The organism is Micromonospora auratinigra, assembly GCF_900089595.1.
GTDB classification, from domain to species: Bacteria; Actinomycetota; Actinomycetes; order Mycobacteriales; family Micromonosporaceae; genus Micromonospora; species Micromonospora auratinigra.
Map to the genome: position 1 here is coordinate 5,427,670 of NZ_LT594323.1, position 18,046 is coordinate 5,445,715.

Genomic DNA, 18,046 nt, shown 5'->3' on the forward strand with positions numbered 1-18,046 from the left:
CGCCTGCTCGTCAAGGCCCGAGCCAGGGAGAAGCACCGATGGTGTCGCAGAGCAGCAAGTGGATCTGGGCGACGCTGGCCGCCGTCCTCGTCGTCGCCGCGGTGATGGTCGGGGTGGCGCTGCGCCCGACCGGCCGGGCGGGCACCGCGGCCGCGGTGGTCACCCCGGGGCCGGCGGACGCCTCCGGCGAGCTGACCTTCGCGCGGCTCGCCAAGCCGGCCCGTACCCAGGTGCGCGACGCCGCCGGCCGGGTGCTGGCCGTGCTGACCGACGGCGCCCGTACGGCGCGGATCACCGGCCCGGAGCGGACCTTCCGGGAGCGCAGGTTCACCGAGGCGTCGGTGACCACCGACGGCTGGATCAGGCTGGCCCCCAAGCCGTGGCGGGCGGGCGCGGAGCAGGACGCCTGGTTCCGGCCCTGGCTGACCCGCGTGATCGGGGACCGCAGTCCGGACGCGCTGGCCATCGCGATGGACTATCTGGACGGCGCGGCGGTCCGCAAGGACGCCGAGGGCGTGCAGTACGCCGGCGACGCCTCGTTCGGACCGCTGTCGGCCGGGGACCCGGACGGCCGCGCGGAGAACTCCGACTTCTACGACTACATGGGTGTGAAGTGGGACTTCCCCGACGGCAAGCACGAGCGGCCGGACCGGGCCCACCTGCGCAGCCTGGACTGCTCCGGGTTCATCCGCATGGTCTACGGCTACCGGATGAAGTACCCGCTGCTCGGGAAGAACACCAAGGGACCCGGCCTGCCGCGCCGGGCGTACGCGATGGCGGCGCTGGGCCCGGGCAAGCTGCTCGTCCCCAACACCGGCCGGCCGGTCCGCGACTACGACCTGCTCCAGGAGGGCGACCTGGTCTTCTTCAGCCACGGTGAGGAGGCCGGGCCGACCATCCAGCACTCCGGCATCTTCATCGGCGTGGACGACTCGGGCCACCACCGGTTCATGTCCAGCCGGGTCAAGGCGGACGGTCCGACCTTCGGCGACTTCGGCGGCGAGTCGCTGCTGGACGGCCCGGGCTACTGGTCGGGACGCTTCCTCACCGCGCGCCGGATCTGAGCCCGGGCCCGCGTCGGGTCGGTCAGTTGCGGGACAGGTCGGCCGTGGCGAGCGCCGTCACCAGTTCGGCTCGCCGGTCGGCGTCGCGGCGTACCGTCCAGCTCATCTCGAGGTGAATGAAGACCGAGCCCAGCCGCCGGGCCTCCTCCGCCTGGGTGTTGGTGGTGCCCTCCAGTTGACCGCAGCGGGCCGACCAGGCCCGGCACGTGACGAAGTCGGCGTCCTCCAGCGCGGTCGCCACCCGGCGGAGCGGGGCGCTGGAGCGATGCTGGCCGTTGGAGACCACCACGTCCTCCTGGGGCAGGCTCCGCTGGGCGAACCCGTGCAGCTGGATCTGGTTGAGGTTGCTCGTGGCGAACCGCCCGGCGATGACCTGGAACAGCCCGTCCGGGTTGTGCGCGGCGTCGGCCCTGGTGTCGCCGGCCCGGCGGTGCGCGCCGGCGATCAGCAGCACGGACCCGGGGACGGCCCGGAACAGCCGCAGACCGACGTCCTCGGTCCGCAGGTCCGAGTTGGGGTGGGGCACCTCGACGGCCAGTTCCGGCTGGCGGGACAGGTCCACCAGCAGCACCCCCCAGGCCCGCTCCCCGCCCGCCTCGGTGGTGAACATCGCGTAGTCCCGGCCGGTCTCCGGGTCGGTGCCCACCCGGGGCGTGTAGCCGACGTCGCGCAGCAGCGTGCTGGCCCGGTCGAGGTGCTCGCGTCCGGCGAGGAGCAGCGCCACCGCGTCCTCGGTGTGCCGGCGTTCGTCCTCCCGGGGGTCGCGGTACGGCGCGGAGGGCTTCAACTGCCGGACGAAGTCCTCGACCGGACCGGCCGGATCGGCCGCCGCGGAGGCGACGGGCCCGGCCGGTGGGGCCGACGGCCGGCCGCAGCCACCCAGCAGGAGGGCGGTCACGGCGAGGCCGGCGACGGCGGCCGCTCGGGCGCGGTGCAGGGGGTTCCCGGACATCGTCCCGGAGATTACCCGGGCGGCGCGGGCGCCGGGCGGTGGCGGTCAGTCGCCGAGCACCTGGCGCAGGTAGGCGTTGGTGAAGCGGCGGTCGGGGTCCAGGCGGTCGCGGACCGCGAGGAAGTCGGCGAACCGGGGGTACGCGGGGGCGAGCGACGCCGCGTCGCGGTGGTGCAGCTTGCCCCAGTGCGGCCGGCCGCCCAGCTCCGCCGCGACCGCCTCGAACGCCCGGAAGTACGGCTCGTACGGCATCCCCACGTACTGGTGCACGGCGAGGTACGCGGAGTCCCGCCCGTAGCCGTGCGAGAGCCAGATGTCGTCGGCGGCGGTGAACCGCACCTCGACCGGGAAGAGCACCTTGAACGGCAGGCCGTCGACGATCCGCCGCAGCGCGTCCAGCGCCTCGGGCAGCGCGGCGCGGGGCAGGCCGTACTCCATCTCCACGAAGCGGACCCGGCGCGGGGTGCAGAACACCCGGTCGGAGCGGCCGGTGTAGGTGCGTTCGGTCAGCGCCCGGGCCGAGACGGCGCTGATGCCGGGGGCGAGGGCGGGCACCGCCCGGCCGAGCCGGCAGGCACCCGCGAAGACGGTGTTGGACAGGAACTCGTCGTCCAGCCAGCCGCGCCAGCCGGGCAGCGGCCGGTCGTCGGCGGCCACCCGGTCATTGGTCTTGACCTGGACCCGGGAGGTGTACGGGAACCAGTAGAACTCGGCGTGGTCGTGCCCGTCGACCAGGTCGGGCAGGCCGGCGAGCACGTCGGCGAGGGCGGCCGGGCGCTCGTGCGCGCGCAGCACGAAGGCGTCGACGCAGCGCAGGGTCAGCTCGACCAGCACGCCGAGCGCGCCCAGCCCGACCCGGGCGGCGGCGAAGACGTCCGGGTGCTCGTCGGGGGAGCAGCGCAGCACCTCGCCGGTGCCGGTGACCAGGGTCAGCCCCACCACGAAGGTGGAGAGGCAGCCGAGCCGGGCACCGGTGCCGTGGGTGCCGGTGGAGAGCGCCCCGGCCACCGTCTGGGCGTCGATGTCGCCCAGGTTGGGTAGGGCGAGACCGTGCGAGGCGAGCAGGTCGTTGAGGGCGTGCAGGGTCATCCCGGCCGGTACGGTGACCAGTCGACGCGCGGTGTCCACCCGGACCCCGGTGTCCAGGTCGGCCAGGTCGATCCGGTGCCCGTCGGTCAGCGCGGCACCGGTGAACGAGTGTCCGCTGCCGGCGGCGCGGACGGTCCGGCCGGCGTCGGCGGCGGCGCGGACCGCCGCGGCGACCTCCCCGACGGTCCGGGGGCGGACCACGAGGGCGGCGGTGCTGCGCTGGTTGCCGGCCCAGTTGGACCAGACGGTTGGCGTACCGGACATGGACGCTCCTCGACATGAATGTGAACTGACTTCATATCAGGAACGTTGTACCTGGTAAATACCGCAATCGAGCCCCGCTCGTTGTACCGGTAGTCACAGACTCGTGACGTGCAGATATGTTCATCCGTCGAAGGGGGGTGGCGCCGAGTGTCCACACCAGCCGCCACGACCGGGCCGCTGCGCCGCGTTCCGGTGCAGGGTCGAAGTGTCGCGCGGGTCCAGCGGATGCTGGACGCCTGTGCCGAGCTCGTCGACGAGGTGGGGTACGAGGGGCTGACCACCACCCTGCTCGCCGAGCGGGCCGAGGTGGCGATCGGGTCGGTCTACCAGTTCTTCCCGGACAAGCGGGCGATCGTGCAGGCGTTGACCCTGCGCACGATGGAGTCCTACCTCCAGCGGCTCGACGAGCGGTTCGCCTCCGACGACCTGACCCACTGGTGGGACGGCGTCGACGCGGCGATCGACGAGTACATCTCGATGCACCGCACCGTCCCCGGGTTCCGTACCCTGCACTTCGGCGACGTGGTCGACCTGCACCTGCTCGATGAGCAGCGGGACAACAACGGCGTGATCGCCGACCAGCTCGCCCGGGTGCTCACCGAGCGCTTCGGCCTGGCCGGCGTACCGGACCTGCGGTTCCACCTGGAGGTCGCGGTGGAGGCGGCGGACGCCCTGATCAAGCTGGCGTTCCGACGCCGGCCGGAGGGCGACGACCGGGTGCTGGTCGAGGCGAAGGCGCTGATCCGGGAGTACCTGCACCGCCAGGTCGACCACCGGACCGAGGCCGCCTCGCAGAGCTGAGCGTCGGTGTCGCCGCCCCGGTGCCGGCGGCGACACCCGCACGGGGCCGCGCGGGCGGGCCCCCGGGCCCGGCCCGCCGCCACGTCGTCAGAGGAAGGCGTGGCCCTCGCCCCGGTAGGTGGGCACCGTGTCGACCAGCGTGTCCCCGTCGACCAGGTGCAGCTCGTTGACCCGCTCGCACAGCTCGCCGGCCTTGGCGTGCCGGAACCACACCCGGTCGCCGACCCGCAGGGCCGTCGCGGCGGTCCCGGAGACGGGGGTCTGCACCTCGCCCGCGCCCTCGGCCCCGAGCAGCTTCAGCCCCGCCGGTAGCCACGGGCGGGGGAGCCGGCTGTCGGCGGCCGGGCCGGAGGCGATCCAGCCGCCGCCGAGCACGGTGGCCAGCCCCGGTCCGGGCCGGCGGACCACCGCGCAGGCGAAGAACGCCGCCGGGGCCGGGCGCCAGGCACGGTACGCGTCGAAGAGGGTCGGCCCGTACAGGCCGGAGCCGGCGGTGACCTCGGTGACCGCGGGGTCGGCGCTGGTGGCGGCCACGCTGCCGGTGCCGCCGCCGTTGACGAACTCCAGGTCGGCGTGCTCGCGTACCGCCGCGACCGCCGCCGCCCGCCGGGCCAGCAGTTCCCGGTACGACCCGCGCTGGGCCACCCGGATCGCGGTGCCGAGCACCGCCTGCCCCGGCGGGGCGTCACCGAGCCCGGCGATCTGTGCCTCGTACGACATCACGCCGACCAGCCGGAAGCCGGGCCGGGCGGCGACCGTGGCGGCGAACGTGCCGGCCGCCCGGGCGCTGTGCACCGGGGAGCGGCGGACGCCGACGTGCACCCGGCCGCCGAGCGGACGCCAGGAGGCGTCCAGGTCGAGGCAGACCCGCAGCGGTGGCCGCCGCCCGGGGGCGCACACCTCGTCGACCAGGTCGAGCTGGGCGGGGTCGTCGACCATCAGGGTGACCGCCCCGGCGAGCACCGGGTCGGCGGCCAGTTCGGCCAGCGCGCCACGGTCCGCTGTCGGGTACGCGACCACGGCGTCGTCGGTCACGTCGGCCCGGACCAGCCAGCTCGCCTCCGGCAGGGTGAAGGCCAGCACACCGTGCCAGCCGGGGCGGGCCAGCGCCCGGGTGAGCAGGGCCCGGGCCCGCACGGACTTGCTGGCGACCCGGATCGGCTTGCCGTCGGCGCGCGCGACCAGCGCGTCCGCGTTGGCGTCGAAGGCGGAGAGATCGACCACCGCGTACGGCGGGTCGAGGTGCGCGGTCGCCCGTTCGAGTCGATCGCGAAGTTTGTCGCTGTCGGTGGCCACGTCTGCACGCTAACTGTCTGGGGGTCAATGCGAAATACCCTCGCGTCTGTCCGGGCTGCGCGCGGGGGCACCCGCGGCCTAGGCTCGGCGAGCAGGCGAATGTCGCGGAGGGGGACGCTTCCCGCCCGACTAGAGTGTTCCACCGGGGATGCCCAGCTCTGGGCCGGCACGTGGAGGTACGGCCATCGAAAGCCAGCAGAACGGCGAGTCGTCCGGCGTGTCGTCGCCCGGGGCCCAGGCCGACCGGTCCGGCGCGGCCGCCATCCGCGCGGTGCTGCGCATCCGGCCGTTCCGCCGGCTCTGGATCGTGCTCGGCGTCGCCTCCTTCGGCGACTGGCTCGGCCTGCTCGCCACCTCGGTCTTCGCCGCGTCCCAGGTGCAGGGCAGCACCGCCAAGGGTGCGGCCTTCGGCACCACCATCGCCATCCGGCTGCTGCCGGCGCTGCTGCTCGGGCCGGTGGCCGGCGTCCTCGCCGACCGGTTCGACCGGCGCTGGACGATGGTCATCTGCGACGTGCTGCGCTTCCTGCTCTTCGCCTCCATCCCGCTGGTCGCCCTCACCGGCGCCGCCGGTGGCGTGGTGGTCACCTGGGCGCTGATCGCCACCTTCCTGATCGAGACGGTCACGCTGCTGTGGATCCCGGCCAAGGAGGCGGCGGTCCCCAACCTGATCCCGCGCGCCCGGCTGGAGACCGCCAACCAGCTCACCCTCATCACCACGTACGGCCTCACCCCGATCGCCGCGGCGATCGTCGCGGCGGTGCTGGACCGCACCGTGCGCGGGCTGGTCGGCGGCGACCTGCCGAACTGGGCCGAGCCGGCCCAGCTGGCCCTCTGGGTCAACTCCTTCTCCCGGCTGGCCACCGCGCTGGTGGTGGCCTTCGGCATCAGGGAGATCAGCCAGACCCGCGGTGGCGAGCGCGAGGCCAGCGAGCAGAGCATGACCCGCCAGTTCACCGAGGGCTGGAAGTACATCGGCCAGACCCCGCTGGTCCGGGGCCTGGTGCTGGGCATCTTCGGCGCCTTCGCCGGCGGCGGCATCGTGGTCGGCACGGCCAAGTTCTTCAGCGCCTCGCTGGGTGCCGGTGACGCCGCGTTCTACCTGCTCTTCGGCGCGATCTTCATCGGCCTGGCGATCGGCATCGGGGCCGGCCCACTGATCGTGCGGGACATGTCCCGGCGGCGCTGGTTCGGCATGAGCATCGTGCTGGCCAGCGCCTCCGTGCTGGTGCTCGCCTTCGCCATCCACCTCTCGATGGCCATCCTCGGCGCGATCCTGGTCGGCACCGGCGCCGGGATGGCCTTCCTGGCCGGCACCACGCTGCTCGGCGGCGAGGTCGCCGACGAGGTGCGCGGCCGGGTCTTCGCGGTGGTGCAGATCGGCACCCGGCTGGTGCTGATCCTGGCCATCGCGCTGAGCAGCCTCCTGGTCGGCGTCGGCGGCTCGCGCAAGCTGACCATCGCCGACCTGGGCATCTCGGTCTCCTCGACCCGGCTGCTGCTGCTGGTCGCGGGCGCGGCGGGCATCTTCGCCGGGATCAGCGCCTTCGGCCAGATGGACGACAAGAAGGGCGTGCCGGTCCTGGCCGACCTCTGGGGCTCGATCCGGGGCCGGCCGCTGATGCCGGCCGAGCACTTCGTCTCCAGCGGCCTCTTCGTGGTCTTCGAGGGCGGCGAGGGCGCCGGCAAGTCCACCCAGCTCGCCGCGCTCGCCGAGCGGCTGCGCGGGCAGGGCCGGGACGTCGTGGTCACCCGGGAGCCGGGGGCCACCGCGGTCGGGGAGCGGATCCGGTCGCTGGTGCTGGAGCCGACCGGCGACCTGCCGCCGTCACCGCGCGCCGAGGCGCTGCTCTACGCCGCCGACCGGGCGCACCACGTCGCCACCGTGGTCCGGCCGGCGCTGGTCCGGGGCGCCGTGGTGGTCAGCGACCGGTACGTCGACTCGTCCCTGGCCTACCAGGGGGCCGGTCGTACGCTGCCGGTGCAGGAGGTCTCCTGGCTCTCGTCGTGGGCCACCGGCGGGCTCAAGCCCGACCTGGTGGTGCTGCTCGACGTCGACCCGCACACCGGGCTGTCCCGCGTCGAGTCCCGCAACGAGAGGGCCGACCGCCTGGAGGCCGAATCCGTCGCGTTCCACGAGCGGGTCCGGTACGCCTTCCTCGACCTGGCCGCCGCCGATCCGAAGCGCTACCTGGTCCTGGACGCCTCCCGCCCGGCGGAGGAGATCGCCGAGGCGGTGGCCCGGCGGGTGGACGAGTTCCTGGTCGATCCGGCCGGCATCGTGCACCCCCGCCCGGCGCACGGCCCGGACACCACGGTCCAGCCGGAGTTATCCGACGCGGAGCTGGTGACGATGGAGCGCCCCGGCTGATGGCGGACGTCTTCGCCGACCTGGTCGGGCAGGAGGAGGCGGTGGACACCCTGCGGCGCGCCGCCGCCTCGGCCGCCGCCGTGCTGCGCGCCCCGGCGGCCCCGGCCGCCGCCCGGCCCGCCGCCGCCCCCGCCCCGGCCGACGACGACGCCTACGACGACCTGGACGCCCTGGCCGACGAGTTCGAGCCGCCGTCGAGCGGGGCCGACGCGCAGTCGAGCGGGGGCGGCGCGGACGCCCCGACACGTGCCGAAGGCGACGCCTCCGCCGGTCCGGCGGGGATGACCCACGCCTGGATCTTCACCGGGCCGCCCGGGTCGGGCCGGTCGGTGGCCGCCCGGGCCTTCGCCGCCGCGTTGCAGTGCGTGCACGGCACCGGGTGCGGCACCTGTCCCGGGTGCCACACGACGATGGCCGGCACCCACGCCGACGTGCGGCTGGTGGTCCCCGAAGGGCTCTCCATCGGCGTCAACGAGATGCGCGCCCTGGTGCTCCGGGCGGCCAGCACGCCCTCGGGCGGGCGGTGGCAGGTGGTCATCATCGAGGACGCCGACCGGCTCACCGAGGCGGCCGGCAACGCGCTGCTCAAGGCGGTCGAGGAGCCGCCGCCGCGGACCGTCTTCCTGCTCTGCGCCCCGTCCACCCACCCGGACGACATCTCGGTGACCATCCGCTCGCGCTGCCGGGTCGTACCGCTGCGGCAGCCGTCGGTCGGCGCGGTGGCCGAGGTGCTCGTCCGGCGGGACGGGATCGCCCCCGACGTGGCCGAGTGGGCGGCGGCGGCCGCGCAGGGGCACGTGGGCCGGGCCCGGCGGCTGGCCCGTGACCCGGAGGCGCGGCAGCGCCGCGACGCGGTGCTCGCCGTGCCGCGCCGGCTGGCCGGGGTGGGGGCGGCGTTCGACGCGGCCTCCGCGCTGATCGAGGCGGCCGAGGCGGAGGCGGCGGCCTCGGTGACCGAGATGGACGAGGCGGAGCGCTCCGCGTTGCAGACCGCTCTCGGCGCGGGCGGTACCGGCCGGGGTGCCGCCGGCGCGATGCGGGGGGCCGCCGGGCAGCTCAAGGAGCTGGAGAAGCGGCAGAAGTCGCGGGCCACCCGGGCCCAGCGCGACGCCCTCGACCGGGCGCTGGTCGACCTCGCCGGCTTCTACCGGGACGCGTTGATCGTGGCGTTGCGCGCGCCGGTCGCCCCGGTGCACACCGACACCGCCGCGCTGGCCGCGACCGGCGCGCAGAAGTGGGCCGCCGAGGGGGCGCTGCGCAGGTTGGAGGCCGTGCTGGAGTGCCGGGCGGCGATCGAGGCGAACGTCAAGCCGCGGATCGCGGTGGAGGCGATGATGCTGGCCCTCTGGCGGGGCTGACCGGTCCCCGACCGTTGTCCACAGGGGCATCGACAGGCGCGATTGCGGTGCGGTACGGTCCGGTGTGCCGTGGTGACGGTGGCGGCACGCTCAGTGAGGGGCAGCCGGGAGGAGACCGCCGATGCCGCGGGGGGAGATCGACGAGGCCTGGATCGAGGAGGCGGTGCGGCGCTACCGGCGCATCGAGACCCTGCAGGCCGAGTTCGACCAGGCGGTGGCGACGGTCGAGGTCACCGTCCGCTCACCCGACGGGTTGGTCGAGGTGGTGGTGACTGCCGGGGGGCGGATCACCGACGTGCGGTTCCTCGGCCCGCTGCACCAGCGCAACCCGCGGGACGTCGCCGGCTCGGTCCAGGCCGCGGTCACCGCCGCCGCCGACGCCGCGCAGTGGGCCCGGGAGAAGCTGCACAACGAGACCTTCGCGGCGTACCGGCCGCTGGCGGGGGCCTGACATGGACACTCTGCGCGCCCTCGCGGCCCGCCTCGACGAGGCCGGTCTCGCCCTCGGCACGCTGTCCCGCACGGTGACGGCGACCGATCCGGCGCATCCCGCGTTCGGCACCCACGCGGCCGGCCGACCCGGCGAGATCGGCCGGGCCCTGCACCGCCAGTGGACCGTCGCCACCGGTGACCGCGCCCGCGAGGCGCACGCCGCCGCCCTCCGGCTCGCCGCCGCCGCGGCCGCCCTGCGCAGCGCCGCCGACCGCTATTCCGCGACCGACGACGCGGCCCGGCACCGGCTCCTGCGGGAGGCCTGATGGACACCCTCGACCGGCTCGCCGAGCCCGGCCTCGACCTGCTCGGCCGGGTCGACACCCTGCTCGCCGGCGGCGCGCCCGAGGGGCACCGGCTCTGGCCACTGCTGCGTCGGATGCAGGTGCTCCCCGGGCAGGCCGTGCGCGAGTTCCTCGACCTGCATCCCGCGCCGCTGGCGGGCGCCGGCCACGCGGTGCGCCGGCTCGTCCGGGGGTACGACGACACCTGCGCGGTGCTCGCCGACGAGGTCGCCTGGTCGGGGCCGGCCGCCGCGGCGTACGACGAGGCCCGGGCGGCCCTGCTCCGGCACCTCGACGAGGGGCCGGAGAGCCTGGTCGGGCGGCTGGAGTCGACCGCCGGCTACGCGGACGCCCTGGCCGACTGGGTGGAGGGCAGCCGGCTGGCACTGGCCCGGGCGCTGGCCGAGGTGCTGCGCTCGGCCGAGGCGGTCACCGTGCACGCCGCGACCCGGCCGGGTGTCGAGGCCGGCCGGTCGGGGGCGGTGGCGGCGGCCGAGATCGCCACCCGGGTGCTCGGCGTGCTCGGCGTGGCCTACGACGGCGCCGAGAACCTGCTACGCCAGTGGGGGCCGAGCCTGGCCGAGACGACCTGGCGGGAACGGCCGGCCGGCGCGATCCACTACGGCGGCACCACCCGGATCGGTCCCTGAGCCGGTCGGCGCGTCGTTCCGGGTCGACCGTTCCGGGGGCCGGACGCGGTCACGGCGTCGCGCGCCGGACCGGCCGTGGCCGGGCTCCGGCGGCGACGCCGTGGCCTTCCCCTGCACCCCCCGCAGGTATGCCTTCACTCAACGCGGTCGGCCGCCGTTTGTCCCCCGGCTCGCTCATGTTTCAGCCGTCCGGGCGAGGGCCAATGGCACGACGGGGTGGCGGCGACTCGGTCGACTCGACGATCGTGGATCGCTGCGCCGGGTGACCGGACGACGACGGGCGGGCGGGCCGGAACCGGTCCGGGGTCGTAGGGTGGTGGGCATGGGCATGCTCTGCGCGGTCAGTTTCAACCGGTACGGGCGCCTCTACTACCTCGACCCGGGTGAGTTGCGCCCGCAGGTGGGCGACAAGGTGCTGGTGCCCACCGATGACGGTCCCGAGGTGGCCGAGTGCGTCTGGGCCGCGCAGTGGGTCAGCGACGACACCGCCGGCTTCCCCCGGCTGGCCGGGCTCGCCGACGACGACGACCTGCGCCGCGACGAGCTGCTGCGGCGGCGCAAGGCGGACGCGAAGGTCGCCGCGAAGCGGCTGATCCGCGAGCACGGCCTGCCGATGAAGGTGGTGGCCGTCGACCACGTCCTCGGTACGGCGGAGGCCGGCAGCGACCGGACCACGATCTACTTCACCGCCCCGCACCGGGTGGACTTCCGCTCGCTGGTGCGCGACCTGGGAGCGACGCTGCACTGCCGGGTCGAGCTGCGGCAGCTCTCCGCCCGCGACTCGGCCCGGGTGCAGGGCGGCATCGGATCCTGCGGCCGCGACCTGTGCTGCGCCACGTTCCTCAACGACTTCGAGCCGGTCACCATCCGGATGGCCAAGGACCAGGACCTGCCGCTCAACCCGCTGCGCATCTCCGGCGCGTGCGGCCGGCTGATGTGTTGCCTGAAGTACGAGCACCCGCTGTACGCGCGGTTCCAGGAGACGGCCCCGGCGATCGGCACCCGGGTCAGCACCCCCGACGGGGAGGGCCGGGTGGTCGGCCACAGCGTCCCGAGGGACGCGGTCACCGTCCGGTTGGACGCCGACGGCTCGCGCTCGCTGTGCTCCCGGGCCGACGTGTGCGGCTCCCGCCGCGCCTACGAGAGCCGTGACCAGCCGGGTGAGATCCCGGCGCAGTGACCGGTCAGCGCAGCACGACGGGGGGCTCGGCCAGGCGCGGCGTCAGCGGCTCCTTGGGGACCAGCCAGGAGGCGGTACGGGACTCGTCCGGGTTCAACCGCCACCCGTGCGAGACCTGGTCCACCGCGATCGGGTAGATGGTCAGCGTGCCGTCCGGGTCGAACCGGAACCGCAGGAACGACTTCGAGTCCTCGATGCCCTGCGCGGCGAAGAGCTCGTTGACGTTCACCCCGAACCCGCTGGCCACCAGCAGGTAGAGCGCGACGAGCTGGCTGGCGACCAGCCCCAGCACCGGCCCGTACAGCACCGCGGCGGCGACCGCCGGCAGCGGCCACGGCCAGTCGTAGAAGGGCAGCCGCAGCCAGAGCCAGGTGCCGGCGGCGGCCAGCGCCACGTGGGCGAGCCCGTGCGAGACGCCGAGGATCCAGTGCCGGGCGTGCCGCTTCCCGTCCGCGCTGGGTGGCTTGGCGAACAGGCCGGCGCTCAGCACCGTGATCACCAGCATGGCCACCAGGGGGACGCTGAACAGCCGCTGTTCGACGGTGCCGATCCGGTTCGTCGCCACCCCGGCCATGGCCAGCATCAGCAGGGTGTGCAGGGTGCCCAGCAGGGTGGTGAAGCCCGGGTTGCGGAACGGCAGCCGGGCGAAGATCCCCCAGCCGTACCGGCGGGAGCGTGCCTCGTCCGGGTAGCGGGCGGTCAGCTCGTACTCCTGGGTGGGGCTGGCCCGCCGGGCCAGGGTGTCGCGCGGCGGCACCTCCAGCCGCTCCGGCAGCTTGTGGGTGGGGTAGAGGTACGCGCCGCCGCCACCGCAGGTGATCAGCTGCCGGTCCGCGCTGGTGTAGCGGGCGTAGTGGTGCAGGTCGCCGGAGAGCAGCAGTCGCACCTGCGCCCCGGTCGGGGCGATGATCGTACGGATGAAGTAGTCGATCGAGTCGTACGCGGTCGGGTGGTCGGCGGCCTTCACCCAGGTCGGGGAGGGCGCTGCCAGGATCACCCGGGACCGTTCGGTCAGCCGCCGGGCGACCTCGTCGAAGTAGGTGAGCTGCGGGTCGTCCAGGTACGACCCGGACTGGTCGTCGACGCCGAGCAGCCACCAGTCGGCGGGCAGCTCCACCGCGAAGTACGACCGGGACTGGCCGGTGCCCCAACCGGCGAAGTGCCGGTCCCGGGACCGGACGAAGAGCCGCAGGAAGGCGGTCAGGCCGTCGTACCAGTCGTGGTTGCCGGGGACCGCGAACAGGGTCGGCCGCTCGGGCGGGGCGACCGGCAGCGCCGCCTGGTACGGCCCCTTGCACCGGTCCTCGTACGCCGCGTAGGACGCCGACGGGTAGACCTCGTCGCCCCCCATCACCAGGGTGCGGCCCCGGGGCAGCCGGTGCCCGTCAACCGTCAGCTCCGGCTGGGCCAGCAGGTAGGCCATCGAGTACGTGGCGTCGAAGCCGTCGCCCAGATCGGCCACGAAGTCCAGCCAGAGCCCGCCGTCCGGCCCGACCTGCCGGAACGTGTCGTCGCCGAAGGCGTTCTGCAGCTCCCGCTTGTCCAGGTACGCCCCGAAGAGCGAGGCGAGCAGCGTACGCAGGCCGGTCTGGATCAACAGCAGCGGCGCGAGCCACGGCACCGGCTTGCGCGGGGTGAACCCCAGCTCCAACGGGTCCAGGCTGCGCGGCCGGCGGTTGGCGCGCTCGCCGGGCTGCGCCTCGGGGATCGGCTGTTGCGGCGGAACGTGATCGTCGCTCACCCGCCGTAGGGTAGTCGTGCCGCAGCGCGTACGCCCTCCCGAAAACGGACCGAACCTTCCCGCATGTCCGGTTCGGTGGGTGGGGGATCCCGTTCGGCTCCGGCCGACGCGTGCCGTACACTTGTGGCTCGTTGCCGCCTTAGCTCAGTCGGCTAGAGCGACGCACTCGTAATGCGTAGGTCGACGGTTCGATTCCGTCAGGCGGCTCCACAGAAAGGCCCAGGTCACCGGCTTGATCGCCGATCATGACCTGGGCCTTTTGCTTGCCGGCGCGGGCCGAGCAGCCAAGTGAGCAGCCAAGCTCATCACTCGACCACAGCGCCCCCTCCGCGGACACAAGTCTTGATCTTTGCAGGTCAGGGGCCGAGACTCCGTGAAGGAGGTGCCTGTGGCTCGAATGCTGATCGTCGACTCCTTCACGGTTCCAGGTGTTGGCGTTGTGGTCACCGGACGGCCGGAGTTGACGGACATCCGCGAGGGTGATGCCCTATGGCTGAACCAGGGCGAGCGGCGGCACCGCGTCTCTGTGCGAGCCGTCCACCACCTCTGCACCAGGTTCATCGACTCGCGTGTTGCTCCGGCCGGCACGAACGGGTCCTTGGTCCTTGACGGCGTTCCGGAAGGAACGGAGCTTCCCGGCCTCTGGCTGTCTTCCGAGTAGACCCGCTTTCAAGTCCTGCTCGGGTGCCCGCAGTGATCAGGGTTGCCTGAGAGGTCTCACCACGTCTCGCCACAGCATGCCCGTCATCGCCTGCCGACGCGCCATGTCGCGCGGCATCAATCCGCCTGCGTACAACATCATCATTCCGGTGACCCCGAGAACCACGGCGGGCAGCAGGAAGGCCGCCATGCAGGCGGCCAGTACGGCTGTCAAGGCCGGAACCTCGACAAGAGTCGATGCCGCTGTCAGCCCGCCCAACACCAGGGCGACCGGCTGGCACCGGAAGGCCCACACCAGGAGCCGGTACGCCCGGGTGCGACGCAGCGGCACCGCGTTCCGCTGGGACAAGGCTACGGCCTACCTTCCTCGCCAGTGGATGACTGGACGATCAGTATGTCGTTCCGGCCCCAGCGGCGGCGCTCACGCCTCGTATCTCCCAGCGACAGCCGGGCCGAGGTCGGTCGGGAGGTGGGCAACGGCGAGCGTCACGGCCTCCGTGGCGGTGGCGGTCTCGTACGGGTACAGCTGCCGTAGCAACGGCTCGTTGAAGGCCGCCTCGATCAGCGCCCGGTGGTTCGGCGAATCGGTCTCGTCGGTGCTTTGCCGTACGGCGTCGAGGGCGGCGGCAAGACTGCCTCCGCTCGCCACTTCGGGGTACAGGTCGTCCACGGTGGGATCGTTGGGCACGCAGGCATTCTGCCGCAACCCGGTACGCGTCACGGCCCGCTCGACAGGCAGCTTTCATGGCAGAGGCCGTCCGGAAGAGGCGCGCCCGGCCCGACGGAGCATCGGGCCGGGCGCGCCGAGCGGACTACGCCGAGAAGCGGGTACGGCGGCGGCGTCCGAGCAGGTAGCCACCCCCGCCCAGCAGCAGGAGCGCACCGCCGATGCCGGCCAGGGTCCCGGCGTCGGTGCCGGTCAGCGGCAGCCCGCCGCCCTCGCCACCGGGAGCGCCCGGGCTGGTCGAGGAGGTGGGGACCGGTGCGCCGGTCGACGTGGCACCGGGCGTGGCGCTCGGCGTCGAGGTGGCCGTCGGCGTCGGGCTCGGCGTGGGCTGGGACTGGCAGTCGAGCGCCCGGGCGACGTACAGGCCGTCGTTCAGGTAGGCCAGGAAGGCGTCGGTGTCCCCGGTGTCGAGAACCAGTTGCGCGGCTTCCTTCACGTGGGTGCCGGCGCCGGTCATCGTCTGGTCCACCGAGACGCGCAGGTCCGTCGACCAGATCGCCAGCACATCCGACTTGAGGAACGCGCGCAGGTCGTCGGCGGTGCCGTTCAGCCGCTTCTGGAGCGCACCCGGCAGGGTGGGCAGTCCTTCGGTGTTCGCCTCGAACAGGATCTGGTTGGCCAGCAACCGGACCTGGGTGGTGGTGGCGGTGTCCAGGTCGATCTTGATCAGCTCGCGGATGTCCTTGTAGACCTTGCGCTCGACCGTCTGGCAGGCCTCGTTCAGCCCGGTCGGGGCGCTCACCGGTGCCGTCGCCGTCGCCGGTGCCGCCGGAATCAGCATGGCCAACGCCACCAGGACGCCCGCTGAGACCGTTCGTCGCATATGGATCTTCCTCCCCGTGTAGGCAAAACGTGGGGATACTACCGGTCGTATCCCGCCCGGTCTGCCCGGCGAAGTCGAATTCGGTGGTGGCGACCACGGTCCTCGTGCCAGCCTGGGACTGCGCACCGCCGCAGGTCGGCGGCGGGACGCGAGCCACCAGGACCCACGACGAGGAGTGACGATGCGAGCAGATTCCACGCTCCGGACCCTTGACCGTCTGACCGTGGAGTCCTGCCTTGGCCTTGTTGAACCTCGGAATCGTCGCCCATGTTGACGCCGGAAAGACCAGCCTGACCGAACGCCTGCTCTACGAGGCGGGTGCCGTCACCGAGCCGGGGAGCGTCGACGCCGGCACGACGCGGACCGACTCGATGGAGTTGGAGCGTCGACGCGGCATCACCATCCGGGCCGCCGTCACCTCGATCGCCCTCGGTGAGCTGGACGTCAACCTGCTGGACACCCCCGGCCACCCCGACTTCATCGCGGAGGTCGAGCGGTCACTTGCCGTGCTCGACGCCGCCGTGCTCGTGGTGTCCGGCGTCGAGGGCGTCCAGCCGCAGACCGTCGCCATCTGGCGGGCGCTGCGCCGCATCGGCGTACCCACGCTGATCTTCCTGAACAAGGTGGACCGCCGGGGCGCCGACGTCGACCGGGTGCTGAGCCAGCTGCGCCAGCGGCTCGGCGCGCGCCCGGTGCCGCTGACCAGGGTCACCGGCCAGGGGAGCCGGGACGCCCGGGTGCGGGCCGTCGCCCTCGACGCCGAACCGGTGCTGGCGGCGGTGGCGGAGGCCGACGACGCGGTGGCGGCGCGGTGGCTGGCCGACGAGCCGGTCCGCGTGCGCGCCGTGCGGCGGGCGCTGCGCGAGGCGGTACGCCGCGCCGAACTCACCCCGGTGGCGTGCGGCTCGGCGATCACCGGGGCCGGCGTACGGCAACTCTGTCACCTCCTCGCCGACCTGCTGCCGCACGGGGAACAGCCGGACGGTGCGCTGGCCGGTACGGTCTTCGCCGTCGACCGGGACGGGCACGGCCGGCGGGCCTGGCTGCGGCTGTGGTCCGGTCGCCTGCGGGTACGGGACCGGGTCGAGCTGGCCGGAGCCCGCCCGCAGACCGTCACCCAGATCGCCGTCACCGAGCCCGGTGGCGTGCTGGTACGCCCCTCGGTGGCCGCCGGCCAGATCGCCGCCGTGCGTGGCCTGTCGGCCCGGATCGGCCAGCACATCGGGGAGCCGCCGCGACGGCACGGCTACCGGTTCCCGCCGCCCACCCGGCAGGCGGTCGTCGAGCCGGTCGAGCCGGCGCAGCGCCTCGCGATGTTCGCCGGCCTGGCCGAGTTGGCCGACGAGGACCCGCTGGTGGACCTGCGCCTCGACGAGCAGCAGGCGGAGGCGGTGATCCGGCTGCACGGGGAGGTGCAGAAGGAGGTGCTCGCCGCCCTGCTGGAGGACCGGTACGGCGTCCGGGTGCGCTTCTCCGGCACGCTGACGGCCTGCATCGAACGGGTCGCCGGCACCGGGGCGGCGGAGGAGCGGATCCAGGAAGGCGGCAACCCGTACCTGGCCGGGCTCGGACTGCGGATCGAGGCGGCCCCGGTCGGGCACGGCATCGAGTTCCGGGCCGGGGTCGAACCCGGCCGGCTGCCACCGGCCTTCGTCGCCGCCACCGAGGAGGGTGTCCGGGCCGCGCTGCGGCACGGCCGGCACGGCTGGCCGGTCACCGACTGCGTGGTCACCATGACCGCGTCCCGGTACTTTCCACGGCAGAGCAGGCCGCACCAGAAGTTCGACAAGTCGATCTCGACGGTGGCGGCCGACTTCCGCAACCTCGCCCCGGTCGTGGTCGCTGCGGCGCTGCGCGGGGCCGGCACCCGGGTCTGCCAGCCGATCGAGCGCTTCGACGTGAACCTTCCGCAGCACACCGTGGAGACGGTCCTGGCGCTGCTCGGCCGCTCCGGCGCGCTGGTCCGGGACACCGCCGTCGCCGGCGGATACCTGGAGGTGAGCGGCACCCTGCCGTCCGCCCGGGTGCCGCAGGTCGTCGCCGCCCTGCCCGACCTGACCGGCGGTGAGGCGGTCCTGACCACCACCTTCGACCACTACGCCCCGGTCACCGGCGAGGAGCCGCCGACCCTGCCCCGGCGCGGGCCGGACCCGGCCGACCGGGAGGCGTGGTTCCGGGCCGTACCGCGATAGGCGGCAGACGCCGGCCGGTGCTGCCCGCACGCATCCGGGTGCCGGCTAGCCTGCCGGATGGCGCTGGGGAGCGGACACCGACGGGGGATGAGCACATGACAA

16 protein-coding genes and 1 tRNA gene are annotated in these 18,046 nt (G+C 73.9%); 10 read left to right on the forward strand and 7 right to left on the reverse strand.

All coding sequences use genetic code 11. The features are described from left to right. Nucleotides 1–38 precede the first annotated feature (38 nt). Nucleotides 39–1,064, forward strand: a complete 1,026-nt coding sequence (locus GA0070611_RS24560; protein ID WP_091668839.1) for an NlpC/P60 family protein — start codon at nucleotides 39–41, stop codon at nucleotides 1,062–1,064. Nucleotides 1,065–1,086: 22 nt separating this feature from the next. Here the strand turns inward: GA0070611_RS24560 and GA0070611_RS24565 are convergent, their stop codons facing one another. Both GA0070611_RS24565 and GA0070611_RS24570 read right to left on the reverse strand, forming a co-directional pair. Beyond that, nucleotides 1,087–2,016, reverse strand: coding sequence for a hypothetical protein (locus GA0070611_RS24565; RefSeq protein ID WP_091668843.1), 930 nt, complete (start codon nucleotides 2,014–2,016; stop codon nucleotides 1,087–1,089). A gap of 45 nt (nucleotides 2,017–2,061) precedes the next feature. After that, entirely contained in the window at nucleotides 2,062–3,369 is a 1,308-nt protein-coding gene (locus GA0070611_RS24570) for a D-arabinono-1,4-lactone oxidase (protein ID WP_091668848.1), read from the reverse strand. A gap of 225 nt (nucleotides 3,370–3,594) precedes the next feature. Between GA0070611_RS24570 and GA0070611_RS24575 the strand changes: the two genes are divergently transcribed. Further along, nucleotides 3,595–4,170, forward strand: coding sequence for a TetR family transcriptional regulator (locus tag GA0070611_RS24575; protein WP_091668852.1), 576 nt, complete (start codon nucleotides 3,595–3,597; stop codon nucleotides 4,168–4,170). An 87-nt stretch (nucleotides 4,171–4,257) separates the two neighbouring features. Here GA0070611_RS24575 and GA0070611_RS24580 read toward each other — a convergent pair whose 3' ends face one another. After that, nucleotides 4,258–5,466: an amino acid deaminase/aldolase gene (locus GA0070611_RS24580; protein WP_091668855.1), complete on the reverse strand. Its 1,209-nt coding sequence runs from the start codon at nucleotides 5,464–5,466 to the stop codon at nucleotides 4,258–4,260. Between the two features lie 217 nt (nucleotides 5,467–5,683). Here GA0070611_RS24580 and tmk point away from each other — a divergent pair, with 217 nt between their 5' ends. The 6 genes from tmk to GA0070611_RS24610 all read left to right on the forward strand — a co-directional run bounded on the left by tmk (nucleotide 5,684) and on the right by GA0070611_RS24610 (nucleotide 11,801). Beyond that, nucleotides 5,684–7,837: a dTMP kinase gene (gene tmk, locus GA0070611_RS24585; protein WP_269456323.1), complete on the forward strand. Its 2,154-nt coding sequence runs from the start codon at nucleotides 5,684–5,686 to the stop codon at nucleotides 7,835–7,837. Beyond that, complete coding sequence (locus GA0070611_RS24590) at nucleotides 7,837–9,195, forward strand: DNA polymerase III subunit delta' (protein WP_091668862.1); 1,359 nt, start codon at nucleotides 7,837–7,839, stop codon at nucleotides 9,193–9,195. The genes tmk and GA0070611_RS24590 overlap by 1 nt, the downstream gene beginning before the upstream one ends. 121 nt (nucleotides 9,196–9,316) lie before the next feature. After that, complete coding sequence (locus tag GA0070611_RS24595; protein WP_091261137.1) at nucleotides 9,317–9,646, forward strand: YbaB/EbfC family nucleoid-associated protein; 330 nt, start codon at nucleotides 9,317–9,319, stop codon at nucleotides 9,644–9,646. Between the two features lies 1 nt (nucleotide 9,647). Continuing rightward, nucleotides 9,648–9,953: a hypothetical protein gene (locus tag GA0070611_RS24600; RefSeq protein ID WP_091668867.1), complete on the forward strand. Its 306-nt coding sequence runs from the start codon at nucleotides 9,648–9,650 to the stop codon at nucleotides 9,951–9,953. Further along, nucleotides 9,953–10,621 (forward strand): hypothetical protein, encoded by a 669-nt coding sequence (locus GA0070611_RS24605; RefSeq protein WP_091668871.1) that lies wholly within the window; start codon nucleotides 9,953–9,955, stop codon nucleotides 10,619–10,621. Before GA0070611_RS24600 ends, GA0070611_RS24605 begins: the two co-directional genes overlap by 1 nt. Nucleotides 10,622–10,943: 322 nt before the next feature. After that, nucleotides 10,944–11,801, forward strand: a complete 858-nt coding sequence (locus tag GA0070611_RS24610; RefSeq protein ID WP_091668875.1) for a PSP1 domain-containing protein — start codon at nucleotides 10,944–10,946, stop codon at nucleotides 11,799–11,801. Between the two features lie 4 nt (nucleotides 11,802–11,805). Here GA0070611_RS24610 and GA0070611_RS24615 read toward each other — a convergent pair whose 3' ends face one another. Further along, complete coding sequence (locus tag GA0070611_RS24615) at nucleotides 11,806–13,542, reverse strand: metallophosphoesterase family protein (RefSeq protein WP_091668878.1); 1,737 nt, start codon at nucleotides 13,540–13,542, stop codon at nucleotides 11,806–11,808. Between the two features lie 133 nt (nucleotides 13,543–13,675). Between GA0070611_RS24615 and GA0070611_RS24620 the strand changes: the two genes are divergently transcribed. Further along, nucleotides 13,676–13,752 (forward strand) — tRNA-Thr (locus GA0070611_RS24620). Between the two features lie 487 nt (nucleotides 13,753–14,239). Here the strand turns inward: GA0070611_RS24620 and GA0070611_RS31185 are convergent. From GA0070611_RS31185 to GA0070611_RS24640, 3 genes are all read right to left on the reverse strand, one after another. Then, nucleotides 14,240–14,416 (reverse strand): hypothetical protein, encoded by a 177-nt coding sequence (locus tag GA0070611_RS31185; RefSeq protein ID WP_157740382.1) that lies wholly within the window; start codon nucleotides 14,414–14,416, stop codon nucleotides 14,240–14,242. Between the two features lie 207 nt (nucleotides 14,417–14,623). Continuing rightward, nucleotides 14,624–14,872, reverse strand: a complete 249-nt coding sequence (locus GA0070611_RS24635; RefSeq protein ID WP_091668886.1) for a DUF6193 family natural product biosynthesis protein — start codon at nucleotides 14,870–14,872, stop codon at nucleotides 14,624–14,626. Nucleotides 14,873–15,014: 142 nt separating this feature from the next. After that, the gene (locus GA0070611_RS24640) at nucleotides 15,015–15,752 is read right to left on the reverse strand and encodes an LPXTG cell wall anchor domain-containing protein (RefSeq protein ID WP_091668890.1); all 738 of its coding nucleotides are present in this window, start codon (nucleotides 15,750–15,752) and stop codon (nucleotides 15,015–15,017) included. Between the two features lie 236 nt (nucleotides 15,753–15,988). Here GA0070611_RS24640 and GA0070611_RS24645 point away from each other — a divergent pair, with 236 nt between their 5' ends. After that, nucleotides 15,989–17,944, forward strand: a complete 1,956-nt coding sequence (locus GA0070611_RS24645) for an elongation factor G (RefSeq protein ID WP_091668895.1) — start codon at nucleotides 15,989–15,991, stop codon at nucleotides 17,942–17,944. The last annotated feature ends 102 nt before the right edge of the window (nucleotides 17,945–18,046 follow it).

Bases quoted from the DNA above. Each gene is read 5' to 3' on its own strand.
- GA0070611_RS24560 (WP_091668839.1), top strand. From the start codon at position 39: ATGGTGTCGCAGAGCAGCAAGTGGATCTGGGCGACGCTGGCCGCCGTC.
- GA0070611_RS24565 (WP_091668843.1), bottom strand. From the start codon at position 2,016: ATGTCCGGGAACCCCCTGCACCGCGCCCGAGCGGCCGCCGTCGCCGGC.
- GA0070611_RS24570 (WP_091668848.1), bottom strand. From the start codon at position 3,369: ATGTCCGGTACGCCAACCGTCTGGTCCAACTGGGCCGGCAACCAGCGC.
- GA0070611_RS24575 (WP_091668852.1), top strand. From the start codon at position 3,595: ATGCTGGACGCCTGTGCCGAGCTCGTCGACGAGGTGGGGTACGAGGGG.
- GA0070611_RS24590 (WP_091668862.1), top strand. From the start codon at position 7,837: ATGGCGGACGTCTTCGCCGACCTGGTCGGGCAGGAGGAGGCGGTGGAC.
- GA0070611_RS24595 (WP_091261137.1), top strand. From the start codon at position 9,317: ATGCCGCGGGGGGAGATCGACGAGGCCTGGATCGAGGAGGCGGTGCGG.
- GA0070611_RS24600 (WP_091668867.1), top strand. From the start codon at position 9,648: ATGGACACTCTGCGCGCCCTCGCGGCCCGCCTCGACGAGGCCGGTCTC.
- GA0070611_RS24605 (WP_091668871.1), top strand. From the start codon at position 9,953: ATGGACACCCTCGACCGGCTCGCCGAGCCCGGCCTCGACCTGCTCGGC.
- GA0070611_RS24610 (WP_091668875.1), top strand. From the start codon at position 10,944: ATGGGCATGCTCTGCGCGGTCAGTTTCAACCGGTACGGGCGCCTCTAC.
- GA0070611_RS24640 (WP_091668890.1), bottom strand. From the start codon at position 15,752: ATGCGACGAACGGTCTCAGCGGGCGTCCTGGTGGCGTTGGCCATGCTG.